The following is a 20,654-nucleotide window of genomic DNA, read 5'->3' as shown; positions in this document are numbered from 1 at the left end:
CGCACCGTATGGTTACGGTTGCGCGCTTTTTTTGTAACAGCTCTAGTGGAGTGCTTTACTGCCGAGAAGTGCGTTTTTCCACTTACTGTAGACAGTCCAGGCGTCTCCATTGTCCAGTAAATGCTTGCAAGTATACACGCCTTCTTCTATGGAATTGACCTTTCCAGCCACATGAAGCCGGGCTGCGCCGTTCAACAGCGTCTGATTGTAGAAGGCCATATGCCCGCCTCCCTGAAGTACTGCTTCAGCCGTCAGCAGCTGCCGTTGGGGAGTCCAGTCCATTTCAGGCACAACGGTTTCAAGTCCCAGGGCATCAGGATCAATGATATCCAGCTGCGCTATGCCGTTCGCAATGGAGTATACACGGTTCGGGCGGTCGATATAGAGATCCTCAGAGCCTTCCACCCCTTGAACAACCAATCCCTTTTGATAGCCGAGCTTCACAATCAGCCTGGAAATCCGGTCGAATACAGTATTATGATAGATCCCGAATACGATGTAAGGAGAACAAGAATAGTCGATCAATTTCTCTGCTGTATTCAGGATCGTTCTCATGCCAATGTCTTCCCGGAGGCTGCGGATGGCCCCAAGCGGAGGACACCACTGCTCAGCCTTGGCGAAGAGGACGCCGCTTTCTTCTGCAGCTTCGATCGCGTCTGTCCGGGACAGCCTGGCAATCTCAATACCGGAGGCTTGAATTATGTCCTGCAGTGTAACCCCCCACTTGGGCGGCAAGGAAGGTGAACCATGCAGTGTGACCGGCACTCCCGCAGCAGACAGCAAGAAGGCGGTAGGGAAGGTGGCGACAAAAGAATTCGTTCTGCCGTCATAAGGCCCGGCACAATCCAGGCCCTGCTGAACCGGCTCCCGAAGGGCAACCTTGCGGCAGACCGTTACGAAGGCTTCCAGCTCCTCGATGCTTTCCAGCTTGATACGCTCCGCAATTAGAAAGGCGCCAATCTGCACGGGAGAGGCCGTCTGGCCCAGAATGGATTCCGCAGCATAATAAGCTTCATCATAGCTTAAATCCCTGGCACCCCGTTTGCCTCTGGCAACTTCTTTTAGAATATTGATCATATGGGATTCTCCTTAAGTTTGATCCTGCAGCAGCTGATATACTTTAACAATCGACGTGGCGACATCAACCATACGCTTGCGTTCATTCATCGCCTGCTTGCGAAGAAGGTCATAGGCTTCGGATTCACTGATGTTCTTCGCCTTGGAGAGAATGCCTTTAGCCATATCAATCCATTTGCGCTCTTCGATCCGGGACAGCAGCTGTTCCCGTTCCTTTAGCCATTGATGGCGTTCGAAGCACTGCTTGGCGCTGAAATGAAGAATCCAGTGAATCTCCTGCGGGTGCATAAAGGGGGATAATATCCCGTCGACCCTAATATTGTCTTCACAGGCCGAGACAGATAATGTCGCGGTCAGGGAAGTGCACCACCAGACCATTGGCGCAATTTTGTGCTGGATCAGCGGGGTGCTCCATTCATTGATTTCGGTGATAGGCAGATGAAGAATGGAGGCATCGGCATCGCTGATCAGGGCCAAGGCCTGTTCCGGAGTATCAGCTACCTCGACCACATAACCGCAGGAGCGAAGAATGACGTCCGGGCTCCGGGACGAGAGCGCTTCTGTATCGTTCGCTGTTGTACCATTATGAATGACGAGCAGGGAATGCATAGTTTGACGCTCCTTTTACATCGTAATGATCGACGTCATAGATCTACTCTTGAACGTACTTATATAAGTTATAATGTTATATTATATAACACACATTGAGTCTTGTTGTCGACAAATTAAATATATAAAAATTTATATGTCATAATTGTTGACGTAATACGAATTCATGTAGTATAGTCATTTTAACAAATTCATCAAATCTACGAATACAACGATGTATTCGGTCGAAGCGGCAATGGCGCCTGCTCTCACATCTGTTACCTGGAATCGTAAGTTTCCGGCCGGAGTGAAGCGGGCTATTTCTGTTGTCTACATGGAGAGGAGAGAGACATATGTCAGCAATACGCAAAAAACTGATACTGGTCGGAAACGGGATGGCGGGGGTAAGGGCGATCGAACATTTGCTCAAATTGGCTCCTGAGGCTTACGAGATTACGATTTTTGGTTCCGAGCCGCATCCGAACTATAACCGGATTATGTTATCTTCTGTCCTCGCAGGCGGAGCCAGCATGGATGAGATTATTATCAATGACCTTGAATGGTACCGAAGTTTCAATATTACGCTGTATACGGGCCACACTGTCACTTCCATAGATACTGTGGAGCGTAAAGTATATACGGATAAAGGGATAGAAGCCCGCTATGATGAGCTGATTCTGGCCACCGGCTCTAACCCGTTCATGTTGCCGCTGCCCGGAGCAGAGAAGGAAGGGGTCATCGCATTCCGCGATATTAAGGACACCCGGATTATGCAGGAAACTTCGCAAAAGTATAAAAAAGCGCTGGTCATCGGCGGAGGACTGCTTGGTCTGGAGGCGGCAAGAGGACTGCTGCACCTGGGGATGGAGGTTTCGGTTGTACACATCCATGATTATATTATGGAACGCCAACTGGATGAAGCTGCTTCGGTGATGCTCCGCAAAGAGCTGGAAGAACAGGGGATGAAGTTTCTGCTGAAGAAGCAGTCAGAGGCAATTCTCGGTAAAAAAAGAGTTAAAGGGCTGCTGTTCACTGATGGTGAAGTGGCCGAAACCGATCTGATCGTGATGGCGGTCGGCATCAAGCCGAATATTGAGCTGGCACGCAAGAGCTCTATTAAGATTAACCGCGGCATCATTGTGAATGATTATCTGGAAACCAATATTCCCGGAATCTATGCAGTCGGAGAATGTGCAGAGCACCGGGGTATTGCTTATGGACTCGTAGCTCCGTTATATGAGCAGGGGGCTGTGCTCGCCAAGAGACTGGCGGGTGTTCCGACTGAAGGTTACACAGGCTCTATTACCTCGACCAAGCTGAAAGTATCCGGGGTCGATGTATTCTCCGCAGGGCAGTTCACGGAGCAGCCGGGGTCAAGAGCTTTGCGCTATCAGGATGAGATTGACGGAGTCTACAAAAAGCTGGTCATTCAGGACGACAAGCTGATCGGTGCCGTATTGTTCGGCGATACGAATGACGGGGCACAGCTATTCTCCATGATTAAGAAAGGCGAGAATATTAAGGGGAAGGAAAAAGAACTGCTGCTTGGGATTTCCGGCGATGCGCTTGCCTCGCCCAAAGGAAACCGGCTGGAGGGCATGGCCGATGACGAGATCATCTGCGGCTGCAACGGTGTCTCTAAAGGGGCGATAGCCGAGGCTATTCAAACCGGGGGCTGCACCAGCGTAGGCCAGATCAAAGCCTGCACGAAAGCTTCCGCCTCTTGCGGCGGCTGCAAACCGCTGGTAGAGGGATTGCTGCAGCTCTATGCCGGTGATCATGTGGTCACGGTCAAGGAAGGCATCTGCGGCTGCACTACGCTTGGACGCGACGAAATTGTCGCCGAGATCAAGCGGATGGAACTGAAGACGGTCAAGGAAGTCATCAATGTACTGGATTGGAGTAATGAAGAGGGCTGTGCCAAATGCCGTCCTTCATTGAATTACTATCTGGGGATGCTCTGGCCTGAAGAATATGTGGATGAGAAGGAATCCCGGTACACGAATGAACGCTACCATGCCAATATCCAGAAAGATGGCACTTACTCGGTGGTACCGCGAATTTATGGAGGCGTGACCTCACCGGCTGAGCTGATCAAGATCGCAGAGGTTGCCGCGAAGTTCGAGGTTCCACTGGTGAAGTTCACCGGCGGGCAAAGACTTGATTTGCTCGGCGTCAAGAAGGAGGATCTGCCGAAGATGTGGGAAGAGCTGGATATGGCTTCCGGGCATGCCTACGGCAAGACACTCCGGACGGTCAAAACCTGTGTCGGCTCCACCTACTGCCGGTTCGGTACGCAAGATGCCCTTGGTATGGGCATTCGCTTAGAGAAAGCTTTCGAACGGCTGAATACGCCGGGCAAGGTGAAGCTTGCGGTCTCCGGCTGTCCGCGAAACTGTGCAGAAGCGACGATTAAGGATTTCGGCGTTGTCGCCATTGATGGCGGCTGGGAGCTGCATATCGGGGGCAACGGGGGTGTGCATGTACGGGCAACAGATCTCCTCTGCGTAGTGAAGACCGATGATGAAGTGCTGGAGTGGGCCAGTGCATTTCTGCAATATTACCGGGAGAATGCCGGCTGGAACGAGCGGACAGCCCAGTGGGTCGAACGTGTAGGTCTGGACAGCATTAAGCAGGCCTTAGAGCTTAAGGAAGAACGGCTGGCGCTGCAGGAAAGAATTCAGAAGACGCTCAGTCTCACCACCGACCCGTGGAAACAAATTGTTAATGAGCCGGAGCTGCGCAAAAATTTCGAAGAACTCTCACAATCCGAGACGGTATAAGGAGGCCACTGCTATGACTATGACCAAAATGCTTGTTGGCAATTTGACGGATATCGACATCAGAGGCTCGCGCAAGTTCAAGGTGGGAGACAAGGAGATAGCCTTGTTCCGTCTCTCTGGTGGTGAGGTGCTGGCTGTTGAGAATAAATGCCCGCACAAAGGCGGCGTCTTATCGGAAGGTATGGTCTGCGGTTCAAAGGTTCATTGTCCGCTCCACGACTGGCGGATCGACCTTCATAGCGGTGCCGTGCAGGCACCCGATTCCGGTCATGTGACAACCTATGAGGTCGAGATAGATCCCGGCAGCGGGCATATCTATCTGACCATCTAGTACAGATAAAAATTACAGGGGGGATAATTATGGATTATGTGAAGCCTAGCGAAGTGTTGTCCTCAATGATCGAAGCCGGCAAGGCCAAAGCGGAGCTGAGCATCACGCAGCTTATTGTACGCGGCAGCCTCGGCGGAGCGATACTGGCGTGTGCGACTACCTTAGCTTTTACAGCAACAGCCCAAACTAAGATACCTATGATCGGAGCACTTTTATTCCCTGTCGGCTTTGTAATGATTATTCTGCTTGGACTGGAGCTCGTTACCGGCAGCTTTGCTTTGATTCCGCTGGCGGTGCTGGAGAAAAAGACGTCAACAGGCCGGATGCTGAACAATTTCTTCTGGGTCATTATCGGGCACTTAATCGGCTGTGCAGTATATGCAGCCTTATATGGCCTCACCATTACAAAGATGGGGACCGATATGTCAAATCCGCTAATTCAGACGTTGATCACAACAAGTGAAGGCAAAACAACAGCCTATAAGAGTATGGGGGCAGAGGGGATGACGCTCGCCTTTATCAAGGCGATGCTCTGCAACTGGATGGTTACGCTCGGGGCAGTGATGGCAATGACCTCTAAATCCACAGCCGGAAAAATACTGGCGATGTGGCTGCCGATCCTAACGTTCTTCGGTCAAGGCTTTGAGCACACGGTGGTCAATATGTTCGTGATTCCTGCAGGAATGCTGCTAGGGGCAAAAGTCAGCTTTGGAGACTGGTGGATCTGGAACGGTATCCCCGTTCTGCTCGGAAATTTTCTCGGCGGGGTGCTGTTTACGGGCCTGCTGTTCTATCTTTCGCAAAAAAGCTTTAAGTCCGGAGCTTCTTCCACAGCGGAGCAGCAGTCCGGACGGAGAGAAGCTGTTATCTCAAGCACGGCAGCATTGGAGAAAGGCCTATGAAACAGGGGAGTATAAGTATTGTTGGAGCAGGACCGGGGGACCCGGAGCTGATTACAGTTAAAGCGCTGCGGCGCATTCAGACTGCGGATGTTATTCTCTATGACCGGCTGGTGAATGAAGAATTGCTCGCTTATGGCAGGAAGGAGGCGCTGCGCATCTATTGCGGCAAAGCGCCGGGCCAGCATTCTATGCCACAGGAAGGCATTGAAAGGCTGATGATTAAACATGCTTCCGCCGGCAGCCATGTCGTCCGCTTAAAAGGCGGCGATCCCTTCGTCTTCGGACGGGGCGGGGAAGAAGCGCTTGCCTCTGCTGCTGCGGGAATTCCCTACGAGGTCATTCCCGGCATTACTTCGGCCATCGGTGCAGCGGCTTCCGCTGGAATTCCTTTGACTCATCGCGGTCTGGCCGCTTCATTTGCCATCGTAACCGGCAGCCGCTGTCACGATCATGCTGCTCCTGTCCGCTGGGATGCGCTTGCTCACAGCGTGGACACCCTTGTCATTTACATGGGGGTAAGCCATTTGAGCACGATCCGCGAACAGCTGCTGAAGCATGGGAAGGATGCTGCAACTCCTGTAGCGCTGATCGAGAATGGGACTACAGCCCGTGAGCGGACGGTGACCGGTACGCTTGGCAACATCGACAAGCTGGCCGCAGCTATGAAGATCAGCAATCCGGCACTTATTATCATCGGTGAAGCGGTGAAAGTGAGGGAAGAACTGCTGGCTCTGGAGAATGCCGCACGTTCGCAAATTGGATAATTGCACGAATTTTAATTTTTAGGAACTGTCAATATGTAAGTGAGTGCAGTCACAGGCCCTTGTTGAATTTCAAATCTATACTTATTCCATAATCAATTTAGGGGCAACCTGCTCTAAAGGAGAGTGGAGTATATGCAAATTCAACTGGATCCATTAACTTCCGGTCGTCTTGAAGAAAGTCTTAATGATAAACCCGGATCCTTCAAATTATTCTATGACACGGAAGATTGCGGCTGCAACGGTGTTTTGGTCTTGTTGATCGTAAATGAACCTAATACAACGGATATCGTCTTCCAGCAGCAACCGTTCGTCTTTCTCTGCGACCGCCAGCAGGAATCATTATTTGATGAGGTGATGACTCTGGAGGCCGACGAACATTATCCATCCTACAAGCTGACAAGCGATTCCACTTTGTTCGGAAGTAATATCAGAGTCAGAGATGCACGGCAATAAATTTGTCAGAAGACAAGAACATAGTCCTTTAAGAATCCGCGCTCTGCGCGGTTTTTCTGTTGTAAGGGGTCCGGTTATTATCCTTTCTTCGGGACAAGAACTGGGTCCCTTTGCCGGCGATGTACTCCTGGAATTTATGTAAAGTGTATTCCTTATTAAACCAGGCAGGCTCAATCTCTCAGAGTCCAGCTGTTTCCACTTTCTTCATATAATTTTGACTGTGTACAATAAACTCTGCGGCCACCGGAGAAACGTACTGAAAGTCACGTACGGCAAGTACGACCTCGCGAGTTATGGCTGGTCGAAGCGGGACTGCCGTCACTTTTGGCAATACCTCAGGCATGAACAGTTCGGGCAGGATAGTGACTCCGACCCTTTCCTGCACCATGGAGAGGATTGTGGCCGGATCCCTCACCTCGAAGGTGACATTCGGTACATTGCCATGCTCTTGTAACAGTTTTTGGATGCCATAGTCTTTAACCATAATAAAGCATTTGCCCCTCAGTTGGTCGAAAGTGAGAAACGGTTCATCTTTCAGCGGACTATCGTTAGAAACAAACACTTTCATTTGATCCTGAAGCAACGGAAACGTCTGTAGCTCTTTGTCAGGCGTGGTGGTAAAGCCGACATCTACTACGGAGCCGGAGATCCAGCTGTGAATCTCTTCGTAACTCCCCTCAAACAAGACAATATCAATCTGAGGAAACAGCTCCCGGAACGAACCGATTAAGCCGGGAAGCACCTTAGCGGATACACTGGGAATGACTCCGATGCGAAGTGTTCCCGCTTCCAATCCCAAGGAAGCAGAGGATTCCTCTCTCATGCATGATGTAATACGCAAAATTTCTCGGGCATGCTGAATCATCCGTTCACCGATGTAGCTCGTGGAGATGCCGCGCCGGTTGCGGTGAAACAACAAGATTCCCAATTCCTTTTCCAGACTGTTGATCATTTGCGATACCGCCGATTGCGTAAACCCCAATGCATCTGCCGCTCTGGTAAAATTTTTGTGCTCTGATACTGCAATTAGAACTTGTAGTTGTGTAAGTGTCATGTTTCCTCCTTTGACATTAGTAAAGACTTATTAACAATATAATAAAGCATAATTTCACTAATGGTATACTGCGTCGTATACTCTACCTTGTGGGCAGTGAATCAACTGTAAAAAGGGAGGAATATTTCATGCATCCTGAGTGGAAGAGCATCTGTAATGATTTTATCCAGGCAACATCTTACGCTGTCGGCGATTTGGAAAAAGGTTGGGCGGCAAAGTACGACTTTTCTAAAGCTCCGCCTACGTATTTGCGGTATGAAGACGCTATTGTGCATATCCCATTGGGAAATCCTGACTTACCGGAAGCTCCAGCCTTGTGGGAGCTGCTGAACAACCGCCGTACCAAGCGTAATTTCACTAATGTGCCACTTTCATTGAACGAATTAAACCTATTGCTCTGGGGAACACAGGGAATCACTGCGAATATGGACGGGTATCAACTTCGGACAACGCCTTCCGCAGGAGCACTTTATCCGATTGAAACTTATCTGCTGGTGAATAACGTGGTAGGATTGGAAAAAGGACTATATCACCTGGATGTGGAGAGATGGACCTTGGAAGGGTTAAAACTGGAGGACGTAGCGCAGGTTGCCTATCTGTTTACGGAGGAGCAGGAGATGACCCGCCGGGCGGCCGTTAACTTTGTTTGGACTGCTATGGTTGGACGTACGGAAGACAAGTACAACGAACGGGCATATCGGTACATATGGTGGGATGCAGGCCATGTCTCACAGAATCTTCATACTGTCGGGAACGGGTTGGGGTTGGGGGTAGCCACCATAGGCCACTGGTTCGACAAAAACATGAACGAATATCTGGGCATCGACGGGAGCAGTCATCTTTCTGTTCTGATGGCATCCGTCGGCAAAACAACGGGAAAAGGCTGGAAGCATGATAGACGGCCTACTTAAGTAGCGTAAGAGAAGGAGATCATGGATATGATAGCATGGCAGAAAATATGGTAACATTGGTGTCCAAACAACCAAACGAAGCACATGGATTAGCACAGGAAAAAGTGAAAACGGATGGGTACGAAAATTATACCAAGAAGATCGAAATCCTCAAGCAGATACTGAGTGAGATGGAGTAAAATATCATCTGTATGCCAAAAACCCACCTGTCTCAGCATCTCAGCATAGGTGGGTTTTTGGCATGTTCATTCGTGATGTTTAATAAGCCGTCCAGCCGCCATCTGCTACGATGACGGTTCCGTTCACGAAACTGGATTCTTCGGAAGCAAGGAACAGCGCTACTTGAGCAATTTCTTCAGGTTTGCCGACCCGCGGGTTCAGGGCCAATCCTGGCTGGGTACGCCCCATGCCAAATTGATTAATGTTTGTCATCGTAGAGCCAATATTAGTCTCAACTGCTCCTGGTGCAATGGCATTGCAGCGGATTCCCTGCTGAGCATACATAAAGCCGGTGTTCTTGGTGAAACCCACAACGGCATGTTTGGAAGCGGTATAGGTAGCGCCGGCCCGGGCACCGTTTAATCCGCCGGCCGAGGCGACGTTGATGATTACCCCCTTTTGTTTGGCAAGAAAGATAGGGAGAGCTTTGCGCGTTGAGAGCATCACGGAGTTCGTATTGATTGAGAAGACACGGTCCCATTTGTCATCTTCAATATCTCCGGCCGGTTCGAAATTATCCATAATTCCGGCATTGTTCACCAGAATATCCAATGTGCCATAGGTATTCACTGTAGTATCTATCAAATTCTGAATATCTCCTTCGGACGCTACATTCGCCTTTACTGCAATAGCCTGGCCTCCGGCTGACTTGATTTCGTCCACAGTTCTTTGGGCAGCTTCTTCATGAATATCTGAGACTACTACCTTGGCACCTTCTTTTGCATAAAGAATGGCGATTGCCTTACCCATTCCTGAAGCTGCACCCGTAACCACAGCTACCTTGTCCTGAAGTCTCATCTGATTTCCTCCAATGTCGCGAATATCTTCCAAACGCTAGTATCTTTTAAAGGTATCCAGTTTATGCAGAATCACTGTGCTGTACCTGTGGATCACTTCCTCAGGTTTATTTGCATGTTATCTGCTTTATGTTATTCTGGAAATAATTATGGAGTTTACAGGGAAGGAAGAGAGCAATTGTGAAGTATATCGGACTGGATATCGGAACGACTTCAATTTCCGGATTGGTGTATGATCTGGAGCAGCGAACAGTGCTTCATACCCTTTCGGATGAGGGAGGAAATACCCCTACTGGCTCGGCAGAGTGGGAAAGGCTGCAGGACCCTGAAAGAATTCTCCTGCAAGTGGAAGATATTCTGGAGCAACTGGTATCATGGGAACCGGATGTGTCCGGGATAGGCCTGACTGGACAAATGCACGGTATCCTATATATAAATAGAAATGGGCAACATGTCAGTCCGCTTTATACTTGGCAAGATGGCAGAGGGGGGCTTCCTTACGATGCTTCGCTTTCTTATGTGCAGAAGCTGAGTGAATCGACCGGCTACCCGGTCGCTCCAGGCTACGGGATGGCAACACACTATTATAACCTGCTGCATGATCTTGTTCCGAATGATGCCTCCAGCTTCTGTACGATTGCCGATTATGTGGCATTAAGGTTAGCAGGGTGCGATGTGCCAAAAATCGACGCAACACAAGCTGCTGCGATTGGCTGCTACAGCTTCCTTCTAAATGATTTTGACCGGACAGCCCTTGCTGAGGCAGGAATTGATCCGAAGGTGCTGCCACCGGTTGTACCCTCAGGAACGGTAGTAGGACTCACGTCTCACGGAATTCCTGTATACACCTCGCTCGGAGATAATCAGGCAAGCTTTCTGGGAAGTGTTCCGGCTCCCGACCGATCGCTGTTGCTGAACATTGGAACAGGTAGCCAGTTGTCGGTGCTGCTGCCGGAGGGTATGGAGCAATTAGATGGAATGGAAATGCGGCCTTATCCCGGCGGTGGTGTGCTCATGGTAGGTGTTGCACTCAGCGGAGGCAAATCCTACGCTCTTTTGGAGCATTTTTTCCGGCAAATCATCGAAGCTTATACCGGAGAACCAGCGGAAGAGGTTTACAGTATAATGGATCGGCTGTTGAAGGATAATCCGGCGGGTAGCCAGGGGTTAACGGTACACTCACAATTCCTTGGAACCCGATCAAACCCTAGTACGCGCGGAAGCATGGAAGGCATTTCGCTGGACAATTTCACTCCCGGCAAACTTGCCCATGCCTTTCTGGAGGGGATGGTTGATGAGTTGCACGTATTCTATACGGCTCTTGGGATGAAAACCGGCAGAACCTACGATTATATAGTCGGCTCTGGTAACGCACTGCGTGCCAACACAGTATTATGTGCCAAAGTCCGGTCGGCGTTCAGGCTTCCTTTTAGTCTGAGTAGCTCACAGGAAGAAGCGGCAGTGGGTGCGGCATTATGCGCAGCGGTAGGATCAGGTTACCTAAGCAGCTTCAGAGAAGCCGGAGAATACATTACGTTGGAACAAAGCAATCAAACCTGCGAGGTAGAGATAAGCAGCAAGGATAAACTTCGCCTGATGGACAAATATGGTTTGTCTGCTCCAGAGCCACACGAATCAGTTACACCGCTAATTAGTGATGCCGAACAAGCAGGGCGTGCACAAATTTCGTTCACGCAGAGTGCAGATTCAATGGAATCAGCTCCCGGGCTAATCCCTGTACTACCCGGGCAATCCATTGGCCCGCTGCGATTGGGAATGACCGAGGCGGAGATCGCGAAAGCCGCGGCGGACTTCCCGATATTTTATAAAGTAGAATACAACGACGCCGGATCGGCGGTATTCATCGAAATCGCCAATTCTGGGGAAGAGTGGACCTGCAGTTTTGCCGGGATTGATCTATTTGCTACCATGGCTGAGAAGCTGGCAGTTATTCTGGATCAATTATCTCCCTATGAACGGAATCCTGCGGATACCGGATGCACCTATACTTTTCCGCAGCTTGGTCTGACGTTATGGCGGTCCAATGCCCTTAGCGAAGCGGACCTGCTTACAGAAGAGTATTTGTCGCTTCCTCCCGATATTTATGAGGATGAGAAACGGCTGCTGTATTTTGAATCGGTGTCAGTATTTGTTCTATAAAAAGGGAGGCTAACGATGAGACGGATGCCATTTGAACGTCCAACCGAACATTATGATACGCGGATCACTGATATTGACGAGAAAATGTGTGCACTAATCAAGCAGCGGAAAGATATCTCCGGCAATAATCCGGGGTTTCCGCCCTTAGAGCAAATCTCTAGATGGGCGGCGGATTTCGAACTCTACGAGGATTTGTTAAAATCAGTATTCGGAACCTTGTTAAGTGAAGAGCATTTTAAACCCTTGATTGAGCCTTCCGGATTCAGAAAACATATTCCTGTGCTTCAGTCCATTGAGCAGGGTGAGTATTTCTATACACTGACTTCCATGCGGCAATACAGCAATGCCAGCGTAATTACATTCAATATAGATTGGGATGTCACTGTAGATGATCTGATCAGACATTCCTACAAACATCACAAACATTTTGAACTTGATCTGGGTGAAGCTTATGACTGCCGAATGTCAGATGGCGGTAGTTCAACGGGGCATGCCGCTTATAATTATGTGGTCTCCCCTCCGCTGCCTGACGATTTATCAGGGATAGACCTTGCATTTAAGGAATACATCGGACCATTCAAGAACAAAGAGACAGGTACTGAAATTGTTTTTAGCGTGAAATGATGCTGATTTATCCCTTTATCGCCCCGCGATGTTTCCATAATGGACTAAACAGACAAACTGCGAATATAAGCATATTTATGCCTATCGTAATCAGGAACACCGTGCGTGGCCCCGACAGCTCGGAGATCCAGCCCGACGCTATAATGGCGAAGGGCATCCCCAGCTTGAAGATTGATCCCGTAATTCCGCTGACCCGGCCAATTAGCTGATAAGGTGTTGTCTCCTGGCGGAACGTCCAGATGCTTACCGTGCTTATCGTCTCAAACAAACCGTATAGAAACAGACCGAAGGCAAGTACATAAGCAGAGTGCGACCAATAAAAGATGATACTCGTCAACCCGACGCATAAACTGGATAACGTAATCAGCTGTCCAACTGTGAAATAACCCCGCAATTTACTGATCAGCAGGCTTCCTGCCAGTCCTCCGATTCCAGCAGCCGAGAAAACGAGGCCAAGTAGCGCATTCCCGAGCTTCAGTTCATCTTTTGCAAAAAAGATAATTGTCGTATCCACCATCCCGGAAGTGCTGTTCAGAAAAATAACGGCGATCGTCATCGTCCATAATAACCGGTTCGTGCGTAATTCAATCCAGCCTGCATGCAGCTCTTTCCAGAACCCGTCTCGCTTCGAAGAAGGCGATGCGGTCTCTTCATGGGTTCGAATACAGGAAAGTGTAATGAAGGCCAAGGTGAAAGCAACCGCCGTAATCAGCAGAGATAGATGGAGATTGGGTAGGATGAGCAATAAGCCGCTTAATACGGGTCCGGTGATCCCGACAAAGGTCGTCACGAAATTGTAGGAAGCATTTGCCGGGGTGAGCATGGACTTGGGAAGCGACTGCTTCACCATGGCAACCCGGGCGTTAGAATAGGCATACCCAAAGGTCATCAGCAGAAAACCCGCAATGTACAACAGCCAAAGAGAATGACTCCCCATTTCGATAGCCGCGTACAACCCCGCAAGAATTACGATCTGCAGCAGAATAGCCGTTAAAGACCACCTTTTCTTATGTACCCTGTCTACCAGGACGCCAATGAACATCGCGAGCAGCAAATTCGGCAGGAATTCAATGCCCCGCATCGTCGACATAACCACGGAGGACTTCGTGAGATCATACAAAATGAGCGGTAGGGCCAGCTCATAGATCTTGTTCCCCAGCGCCATGATCGCACCTGTCCCAAGTAAAATCATAAAAGCCGGACTGCGCCAAATGGATATCTCCGGCTGTGCTTGCGTTATGTTGGATGACATTAGTTCATACACGCTCCTCTTTACGGATGTAATGACTCAAATTATACTTTTACAAAAGTGGTAGTAAAATAGAAAAGTTAATTTATTGATTTCGCCTTTTAGAGGAGTGACGATGATGGATATTGAAGATCATTACTTAACGCTGCATAAACAATATGAGTTAAAACCGGATAAAACCTGGTTTCCCGTGTCAATGGATGAGCTGTCGGTTATCTTTGACTGCACGCGCCGCAATACGCAATTTCTCGTCCAGAAGTTGAAGGAGCATGGCTATATTGACTGGAAATCGGGACTGGGCAGGGGGAATACTTCACAGCTTGTACTTCTCCGGGACAAAGAAGAGCTGATACTGGAAAAAGCGCGCAGACGGGCGCAGCAAGGCCGGATTCGTGAAGCCTTCGAATGTCTGCAGGCCAGTAGTAGCGAATCTCTGCATACGCAGTTCCACAGCTGGCTTGGTGACCAGTTTGGCATGCATAAACAGCGGAGTGATGAGGATGTGCTGCGGTTTCCCTTTTACAGGCCCGTGCCTGATCTTGATCCGCTGACAGTTGTCCGGAGAACGGAGGCACATATGATCCGCCAGTTGTTTGATACATTGGTGGAATACGATCCGCAGCAGCAGACCCTGAAGCCTGGACTTGCCCATCACTGGGAGTGTGACGAAACGAAAAGCCGCTGGACCTTTTATTTGCGCAAGGGCGTGACGTTCCATCATGGTAAAAGGCTGACGGCGGAGGATGTGAGGTTTACTTTCGAGCGTATCAGGAACTGGAGTGCCGGCGATTTTCTGGCACAAAGTGTGCTGCAGGTGGAGATGAAGAGTACGTATTGTGTTTGTTTCCAGCTGTCTGAGCCGAATGCGCTGTTTGCGCATTTTATAGCCACCGAAAGATTTTCAATCATCCCGAATGATTTGGAGCAGATAGCTGCGAGACATGACTTCGCCAGGCTGCCAGTGGGCACCGGCCCATTTCAAATGACGGAGAATAACGAATCCATCCTGGTGCTGGAAGCCAATGAACGTTATTTTAATGGACGGCCTTTCTTGGACAGGATTGAAATGTGGGTGTGGCCTAATTACGAAGAACAGCTGCGGAGCAGGGAGCGGTCTTCGGATCAAACACAGCTGCTGTATTTTGAAGCGCTTAGCAAGGGGGATTCTGACCGGACATTGAACCAATATGAGCTGGGCAGTACTTTGCTAACGTTCAATTTGTCCAAAGACGGAGTAGTGCAAGACAGGCGATTACGGGAGGCGATTCATCTTGCGCTGGACCGGAAGCAAATGATTCGGGAGCTGCAGGGGAAAAGAGCCGTGACTTCTTCAGGTTTTGATCCCGGGTGGAATGACCCCGCATATGGGAATGGCACTGATTTGGATGCAGCCAAAGAACTGCTGCGATCCTCTACTTATGCCGGAGAAGTCTTGCAGCTGTACACCTATGAGTACTTCAGCAATGAAGAGGATGTGCGCTGGATCCGGCAGGAGTGCGGCAAGCTGGGCGTTAAGGTGGAAATAAATGTGCTGCCTATTCTGGAACTGTCGCAAGCCGGGGTGATTGTGCAGGCAGATATGATCTTCGTTGGCGAAGTGCTGGGCGGGCAGCCCTCGATTGCATTAATTGAGATGTACCGGTCTCCTAACGGTTATATCCGCAACCATTTAGATGCTGCCACGTTGGCAAAAGTCGATGGACGAATCCGGGAAGCTCTGGAAACTGCCGATCCGGAGCAGAGAATGCAGATTTTGCGTAGGATCGAGGCGGAGCTGAAGCGGCAGTGCAGTGTGCTTTTTATGTATCATAGTGTGCAGACAGTCGGGCATGAGAAGTCGCTGCACGGGATCGAGATGAATGCCTGGGGCAAAATCAACTACAAGGAAATATGGATTGAGTAAGAATATATAATAGGTTCAGGAAGGTTTATTCTATCATAAAACATTCAAAATATATTGTAAAACGATAAATTATATGTTAAATTCAAAACGGTAATACTTCAATAAAAAAGGAAGGCTAAAGCTGCCGGTGAGGAGATAACATCATTGAAACCAATAACACAACTTCTGCATTTTGGCTATCATCAGGCGATGAGCTGCATTTTTCCTATTGCGATCTTTGGGACCTTAGCTCTTTCCGGTGTAATAGATGTGCCTTTCGTTTACCGTTATGATGCCATTCTTTTCGTGTTGCTTACTGTGCAGTACCTCATGTACCGCAGTGGATTAGAGACATGGGATGAGATTAAAGTGATCTGTATATTTCACTGTATTGGACTGTTGCTGGAAATATATAAGGTGAGTATGGGATCATGGTCATACCCGGAGCCCGGGCTTACGAAAATATTCGGTGTACCGCTCTATAGCGGTTTTATGTATGCAAGTGTTGCAAGTTTTATGTGCCAGGTATGGCGTAGACTGAAGATGGACATGACCGGCTGGCCGGGGCTTACTTCTGCGGGATTACTGGGAGTAGCCATCTATCTGAACTTTTTCACACATCATTTTATTCCTGATTTTCGCTGGTGGCTGACGGCGCTTGTGCTCATTGTTTTTTGGAAAACCTGGATCATCTATCGGGTACGGACCGTTACTTATCGAATGCCCTTGACACTGGCTTTTTTCATCGTAGGTTTTTTTATCTGGTTAGCCGAAAATATAGCTACTTTCTTTAATGCCTGGAAATATCCTGACCAGTACCAAGCCTGGCAAGTGGTTAGCTTCAGTAAGATCAGCTCGTGGTTCCTACTGGTGATCATCAGCGTTATTATTGTGGCCCAATTAAAACATGTTAAAGCGAACCGTATTACAAAAGGGTAAGGGTCCAGCTAAGATTAAGCAAACGGGACACGATAGTACAATAAAACAGTGGCAGTCCAGGACAATATTCTCGTCCATGGCTGCCGCTGTTTTTTGTTGTGTTCAGGTAACGCAGTGCATGAGTACAAGCTGGATTATTATTACATAATTCTTTCCCTAGTGAAAATTAGTTTGACATTAGAAACAAATGCCTTTATTTTTATATATATAAATAAGTTTCATCAGGGAAACATATTTTCCTTAATGCACATTATTGAATCTTATCTATTCTATGAACCAGGAGGAGAAACAAATGAGGAACCTGTGGGCGGAGAGAACGAGAAAATTAGGTGTGGGTGCATTGCTGTCTTTGACACTTGTAATCACGGCCTGTAATGAGAAGGAGAGCGGGAACGCAGCAGAAGGGACAGACAGAGACACCATTGCTGTGGTTACGACCATTTCACAGATTGCAGAGCCTATAACGATTATTGGCGGAGATAAAGTACAGGTACAGAGTCTTATGGGACCGGGTGTGGATCCCCATCTGTATAATGCCACTCAAGGAGATATAGCCAAGCTGGGCGGTGCAGATCTGGTCCTATACAGCGGCTTGCATCTGGAGGGCCAAATGCATGAGGTGTTCCAAGAGATCGGCAAAACGAGGCCGACGGTAGCGATAGCTGAGAGTATCCCGGAAGACCAGCTGCTCAAAAATGAACTGGGAGACACGGACCCCCATGTGTGGTTTGATATTGACCTCTGGAAGCAGGCTCTCGGCAATGCAGCAGAGGAGCTGAAGAAGCTGGCTCCGGAGCATGCAGAATATTTTGAGAGCAATAAAGCGAAATACTTCGCAGAGCTGGATGCGCTGAACACGGATTCAAAAGCCAAATTAGCACAGATTCCTGAAGCCCAGCGGACACTGGTTACCGCGCATGATGCATTCAGCTATTTTGGCCGGGCAAATGGTATTGAGGTAATAGGCTTGCAGGGACTGAGTACAGAGGATGAATTTGGCGTCTCTGATATTAACGATACCATTGACTTGCTGATTCAGAACAAAATTCCTGCCGTATTCGTAGAAAGCAGTATTAACCCGAAATCCATAGAGGCTGTGATTGAAGGAGCCAAGAGCAAGGGGCTGGAGGTCAAGCTCGGCGGCGAACTGTTCTCCGATGCCATGGGCAATGCGGATACCGCTGAGGGTACTTATCTGGGAATGTATAAACATAATGTGGAAACGATCTATACTGCACTCAGCGGGGGAGGGAAATAAGATGAGCGATGTTCTAGTAGAAGGCTTAAATGCCTCTTACCGGCAAAATAAAGTACTGCACGATGTTTCCTTCAAGGTGCAGCCCGGCACGCTTACGGCGATCATCGGCCCGAACGGTGCCGGGAAATCGACCCTGCTCAAAGTGATGCTGGGCCTGCATCCCAAGCTGTCGGGCAGCGTATCTTTTTACGGCTCCGCCTTCTCCAAGGTGAAATCACGTATCGGTTATGTGCCGCAGCGGGGCTCCGTGGATTGGGATTTTCCGACGGATGCGCTGGATGTAGTCATGATGGGGCTGTATGGCAAAGTCGGGTGGTTGAAATGGCCCAAAGCCAGTCACCGGCAGCAGGCATTACACGCCCTGGACCAGATGGGGATGGCTGATTACGCGCACCGCCAGATCAGCCAGCTGTCCGGCGGGCAGCAGCAGCGGGTGTTTCTGGCCAGGGCCCTGGTACAGGATTCTGACCTTTATTTTCTGGATGAGCCCTTGGCCGGGGTAGATGCCGCGACGGAGAAGGCGATTATGACGACACTCCAGCTATTGAAGGAGCAGGGCAAAACAGTGATGGTCGTGCATCATGATCTACATACGGTAGAGGAGTATTTCGACCACGTGCTGCTGTTGAACCGTACGATTGTGGCCCACGGAAGTACCCGTGAGGCGTTTACCCAAGAGCAAGTGTACCGTGCCTATGGAGGTTCGCTTCGCTGGATCGGAGGCACCTAATGGATATAACCGGCATCTCACCCAACACGCTCTGGGTATTATTCAGTACTTTAATTCTTGGGATCGCCTCAGGGTTGATCGGTTGTCTGGCGTACTGGAAGCGCCAAAGCCTGATGAGCGACGCCCTTTCCCATGCGGCTTTGCCGGGAATTGTGATTGCTTTTACGATCGTTGGTGTCAAAAGCGTTCCGGCGATGATCGCCGGAGCGGCACTAAGCGCAGTGCTCGGTTTCCTCTTTATCCAGTGGATTCAATCGTCCACCAAAATTAAAGAGGATACGGCGATGGGAATCGTGCTGTCGATCTTTTTCGGACTTGGAATCATGCTATTGTCCATTGTGAACCGGACGGCAGGCGGAGGCCAGAGCGGTCTGGATTCCTTCATATTTGGCCAGGCAGCTTCCATGACCGGTAAAGATGTTAAGATCATGCTGGTGCTGGCATTTATTGTGATCGCGTTCATATGGATCGGTTTCAAGGAGTGGAAGCTGTTTCTGTTCGATGCGGATTTTGCCAAGGGGCTGGGCTTGTCCGGGCGGGTGATGAACGGGATGTATATGAGCATGCTGATTCTTGTTATTGTCATCGGGATTCAGGCGGTTGGCGTCATTCTGATGTCGGCTCTCCTGATTATTCCCCCGGTAAGTGCGCGATACTGGACCCAGTCCTTCAAGCGGATGCTTATCATTTCCGCTGTATTCGGCGGGGGTGCCGGGGCCGCAGGAACATGGGTCAGCACACTGGGAAAAGGCTGGCCGACAGGACCCTTTATCGTTCTGGTCTCGTCTTCGCTGTTCCTTGTGTCGCTTGTCTTTGGCTTTCAGAAAGGCTGGCTGGCGAAGCTTCTTCACCTGCGGGCGCAAAAGAAAAAATCGGCGGAATCAGCCCATCTGCATACGCCTGAGGAGGGGAAAGCGGTATGAGCTACACAGCCTGGATATTGCTTACAGCTTCACTTGTCGGCCTAACCTGCGGGATAATTGGAACGTTCCTCATCCTTAGACGAATGGCAATGATGGCGGATGCCATCAGCCATAGTGTGCTGCTGGGGATCGTCGTTGCCTTCCTGATCACTAAGCAGCTGAGCGGCGGACATATGCTGATCGGCTCCATCATCGCCGGTCTGCTGACAGCCATGCTGGTCCAATTCCTGCACTCCCGCGGCGTAGCCCAGGATGCTTCCATTGGTGTAGTCTTCACCACATTGTTCGCAGTCGGTGTTGTTCTGATTGCAACAAAGGTAGGGAATGCGCATCTGGATGTAAAACACGCATTGATGGGTGAAATTACATTTGTTCCGTGGAATACAGTGGAGCTGCCTTGGATAGGTGCCGTTCCTCAAGCAACGCTAATGCTGTTCATCGTACTCATTATTGTACTCGCTGTTATTCTTGCATTGTATAAAGAATGGAAGATTACATCGTTTGATCCGGCGCTTGCGGCCAGTCTTGGACTTCCGGTCGTATTGATGCACTATCTGTTCATGACGCTTGTATCGGTAACAACGGTGGCCTCATTTGATGCTGTCGGCGCAATTATGGTCGTGGCCATGCTGATTACCCCGGCTGCGTCCGCTTATCTGTGGACAGACCGTCTTTCGGTCATGCTGATGCTCAGCGCCGGTTTTGGCGTCCTCTCTGCAGTCGCGGGTTACTATATTGCAGTGTGGCTGGACACCTCAATTTCAGGCTCCATGGCCTTTGCTACCGGACTTGTATTTATAGCAAGCTTCCTGGGTTCTCCGTCAAGCGGCGTGTTGTCCCGGTTTTTCCGGGCTCCAGCAGTGATCGAGGAATAACAAAAGCCAGCACTGCGTGCTTGTATCATACGAATATGAAGATCCCCATTTATTGCTCAAGAGCGATAAAACGGGGATTTTTAGGTTGAAGCAACCGAATCTACCGAATTCACAAGGTTATCACAGAATTATAAC

19 protein-coding genes are annotated in these 20,654 nt (G+C 49.5%); 14 read left to right on the top strand and 5 right to left on the bottom strand.

Annotated features, from left to right (window positions below; translation table 11 throughout):
• Positions 1-42: 42 nt before the first annotated feature.
• Together ACQ76X_RS07745 and ACQ76X_RS07740 are read right to left on the bottom strand one after the other, a co-directional pair.
• A complete protein-coding gene (locus ACQ76X_RS07745) occupies positions 43-1,077 on the bottom strand; it encodes an anthranilate phosphoribosyltransferase (protein ID WP_438492756.1) in 1,035 nt (344 codons plus the stop codon).
• A 12-nt stretch (positions 1,078-1,089) separates the two neighbouring features.
• Positions 1,090-1,686, bottom strand: coding sequence for an ANTAR domain-containing response regulator (locus ACQ76X_RS07740; RefSeq protein WP_438492754.1), 597 nt, complete (start codon positions 1,684-1,686; stop codon positions 1,090-1,092).
• Between the two features lie 332 nt (positions 1,687-2,018).
• On the opposite strand from ACQ76X_RS07740, the gene nirB reads away from it, so the two are divergent.
• The 5 genes from nirB to ACQ76X_RS07715 all read left to right on the top strand — a co-directional run bounded on the left by nirB (position 2,019) and on the right by ACQ76X_RS07715 (position 6,898).
• Positions 2,019-4,448, top strand: coding sequence for a nitrite reductase large subunit NirB (nirB, locus tag ACQ76X_RS07735; RefSeq protein WP_438492752.1), 2,430 nt, complete (start codon positions 2,019-2,021; stop codon positions 4,446-4,448).
• A gap of 19 nt (positions 4,449-4,467) precedes the next feature.
• Positions 4,468-4,779 (top strand): nitrite reductase small subunit NirD, encoded by a 312-nt coding sequence (gene nirD / locus ACQ76X_RS07730; protein ID WP_076109413.1) that lies wholly within the window; start codon positions 4,468-4,470, stop codon positions 4,777-4,779.
• A gap of 29 nt (positions 4,780-4,808) precedes the next feature.
• Positions 4,809-5,681 carry a formate/nitrite transporter family protein gene (locus ACQ76X_RS07725; protein ID WP_438492750.1) on the top strand — a complete coding sequence of 291 codons (873 nt, stop codon included), beginning with the start codon at positions 4,809-4,811 and terminating at the stop codon, positions 5,679-5,681.
• Positions 5,678-6,445: a uroporphyrinogen-III C-methyltransferase gene (cobA, locus tag ACQ76X_RS07720; RefSeq protein WP_438492748.1), complete on the top strand. Its 768-nt coding sequence runs from the start codon at positions 5,678-5,680 to the stop codon at positions 6,443-6,445. The genes ACQ76X_RS07725 and cobA overlap by 4 nt, the downstream gene beginning before the upstream one ends.
• A gap of 132 nt (positions 6,446-6,577) precedes the next feature.
• Complete coding sequence (locus tag ACQ76X_RS07715) at positions 6,578-6,898, top strand: iron-sulfur cluster biosynthesis family protein (protein WP_038591606.1); 321 nt, start codon at positions 6,578-6,580, stop codon at positions 6,896-6,898.
• Between the two features lie 178 nt (positions 6,899-7,076).
• On the opposite strand, the gene ACQ76X_RS07710 is transcribed toward ACQ76X_RS07715, so the two are convergent.
• On the bottom strand, positions 7,077-7,952 hold the full coding sequence (locus tag ACQ76X_RS07710) for a LysR family transcriptional regulator (RefSeq protein ID WP_438492746.1): 876 nt from the start codon (positions 7,950-7,952) through the stop codon (positions 7,077-7,079).
• 128 nt (positions 7,953-8,080) lie between these two features.
• Between ACQ76X_RS07710 and ACQ76X_RS07705 the strand changes: the two genes are divergently transcribed.
• Positions 8,081-8,863, top strand: a complete 783-nt coding sequence (locus ACQ76X_RS07705) for a SagB/ThcOx family dehydrogenase (protein WP_438492744.1) — start codon at positions 8,081-8,083, stop codon at positions 8,861-8,863.
• 258 nt (positions 8,864-9,121) lie between these two features.
• On the opposite strand, the gene ACQ76X_RS07700 is transcribed toward ACQ76X_RS07705, so the two are convergent.
• Entirely contained in the window at positions 9,122-9,880 is a 759-nt protein-coding gene (locus tag ACQ76X_RS07700; RefSeq protein ID WP_438492743.1) for an SDR family oxidoreductase, read from the bottom strand.
• Positions 9,881-10,059: 179 nt separating this feature from the next.
• Between ACQ76X_RS07700 and ACQ76X_RS07695 the strand changes: the two genes are divergently transcribed.
• Positions 10,060-12,039: a sedoheptulokinase gene (locus tag ACQ76X_RS07695; RefSeq protein ID WP_438492741.1), complete on the top strand. Its 1,980-nt coding sequence runs from the start codon at positions 10,060-10,062 to the stop codon at positions 12,037-12,039.
• Between the two features lie 15 nt (positions 12,040-12,054).
• Entirely contained in the window at positions 12,055-12,663 is a 609-nt protein-coding gene (locus ACQ76X_RS07690; RefSeq protein WP_438492739.1) for a hypothetical protein, read from the top strand.
• Between the two features lie 7 nt (positions 12,664-12,670).
• Here the strand turns inward: ACQ76X_RS07690 and ACQ76X_RS07685 are convergent, their stop codons facing one another.
• Positions 12,671-13,915 carry an MFS transporter gene (locus tag ACQ76X_RS07685; RefSeq protein WP_438492737.1) on the bottom strand — a complete coding sequence of 415 codons (1,245 nt, stop codon included), beginning with the start codon at positions 13,913-13,915 and terminating at the stop codon, positions 12,671-12,673.
• Between the two features lie 112 nt (positions 13,916-14,027).
• Here ACQ76X_RS07685 and ACQ76X_RS07680 point away from each other — a divergent pair, with 112 nt between their 5' ends.
• The 6 genes from ACQ76X_RS07680 to ACQ76X_RS07655 all read left to right on the top strand — a co-directional run bounded on the left by ACQ76X_RS07680 (position 14,028) and on the right by ACQ76X_RS07655 (position 20,519).
• Entirely contained in the window at positions 14,028-15,815 is a 1,788-nt protein-coding gene (locus ACQ76X_RS07680) for an ABC transporter substrate-binding protein (RefSeq protein ID WP_438492736.1), read from the top strand.
• Positions 15,816-15,959: 144 nt separating this feature from the next.
• Positions 15,960-16,733 carry a DUF817 domain-containing protein gene (locus tag ACQ76X_RS07675; protein WP_438492734.1) on the top strand — a complete coding sequence of 258 codons (774 nt, stop codon included), beginning with the start codon at positions 15,960-15,962 and terminating at the stop codon, positions 16,731-16,733.
• 292 nt (positions 16,734-17,025) lie between these two features.
• Positions 17,026-17,991 (top strand): metal ABC transporter solute-binding protein, Zn/Mn family, encoded by a 966-nt coding sequence (locus ACQ76X_RS07670; protein ID WP_438492732.1) that lies wholly within the window; start codon positions 17,026-17,028, stop codon positions 17,989-17,991.
• A 1-nt stretch (position 17,992) separates the two neighbouring features.
• On the top strand, positions 17,993-18,721 hold the full coding sequence (locus ACQ76X_RS07665) for a metal ABC transporter ATP-binding protein (protein WP_342440173.1): 729 nt from the start codon (positions 17,993-17,995) through the stop codon (positions 18,719-18,721).
• Positions 18,721-19,644 carry a metal ABC transporter permease gene (locus ACQ76X_RS07660; RefSeq protein ID WP_342440174.1) on the top strand — a complete coding sequence of 308 codons (924 nt, stop codon included), beginning with the start codon at positions 18,721-18,723 and terminating at the stop codon, positions 19,642-19,644. Before ACQ76X_RS07665 ends, ACQ76X_RS07660 begins: the two co-directional genes overlap by 1 nt.
• Positions 19,641-20,519 carry a metal ABC transporter permease gene (locus tag ACQ76X_RS07655; protein ID WP_076109369.1) on the top strand — a complete coding sequence of 293 codons (879 nt, stop codon included), beginning with the start codon at positions 19,641-19,643 and terminating at the stop codon, positions 20,517-20,519. The genes ACQ76X_RS07660 and ACQ76X_RS07655 overlap by 4 nt, the downstream gene beginning before the upstream one ends.
• Positions 20,520-20,654: the final 135 nt, after the last annotated feature.

Origin of the sequence: Paenibacillus sp. IHBB 3054 (assembly GCF_051594305.1) — a bacterium.
Taxonomy (GTDB): domain Bacteria; phylum Bacillota; class Bacilli; order Paenibacillales; family Paenibacillaceae; genus Paenibacillus_AQ.
This window is presented reverse-complemented; position numbering and strand designations above follow the sequence as displayed.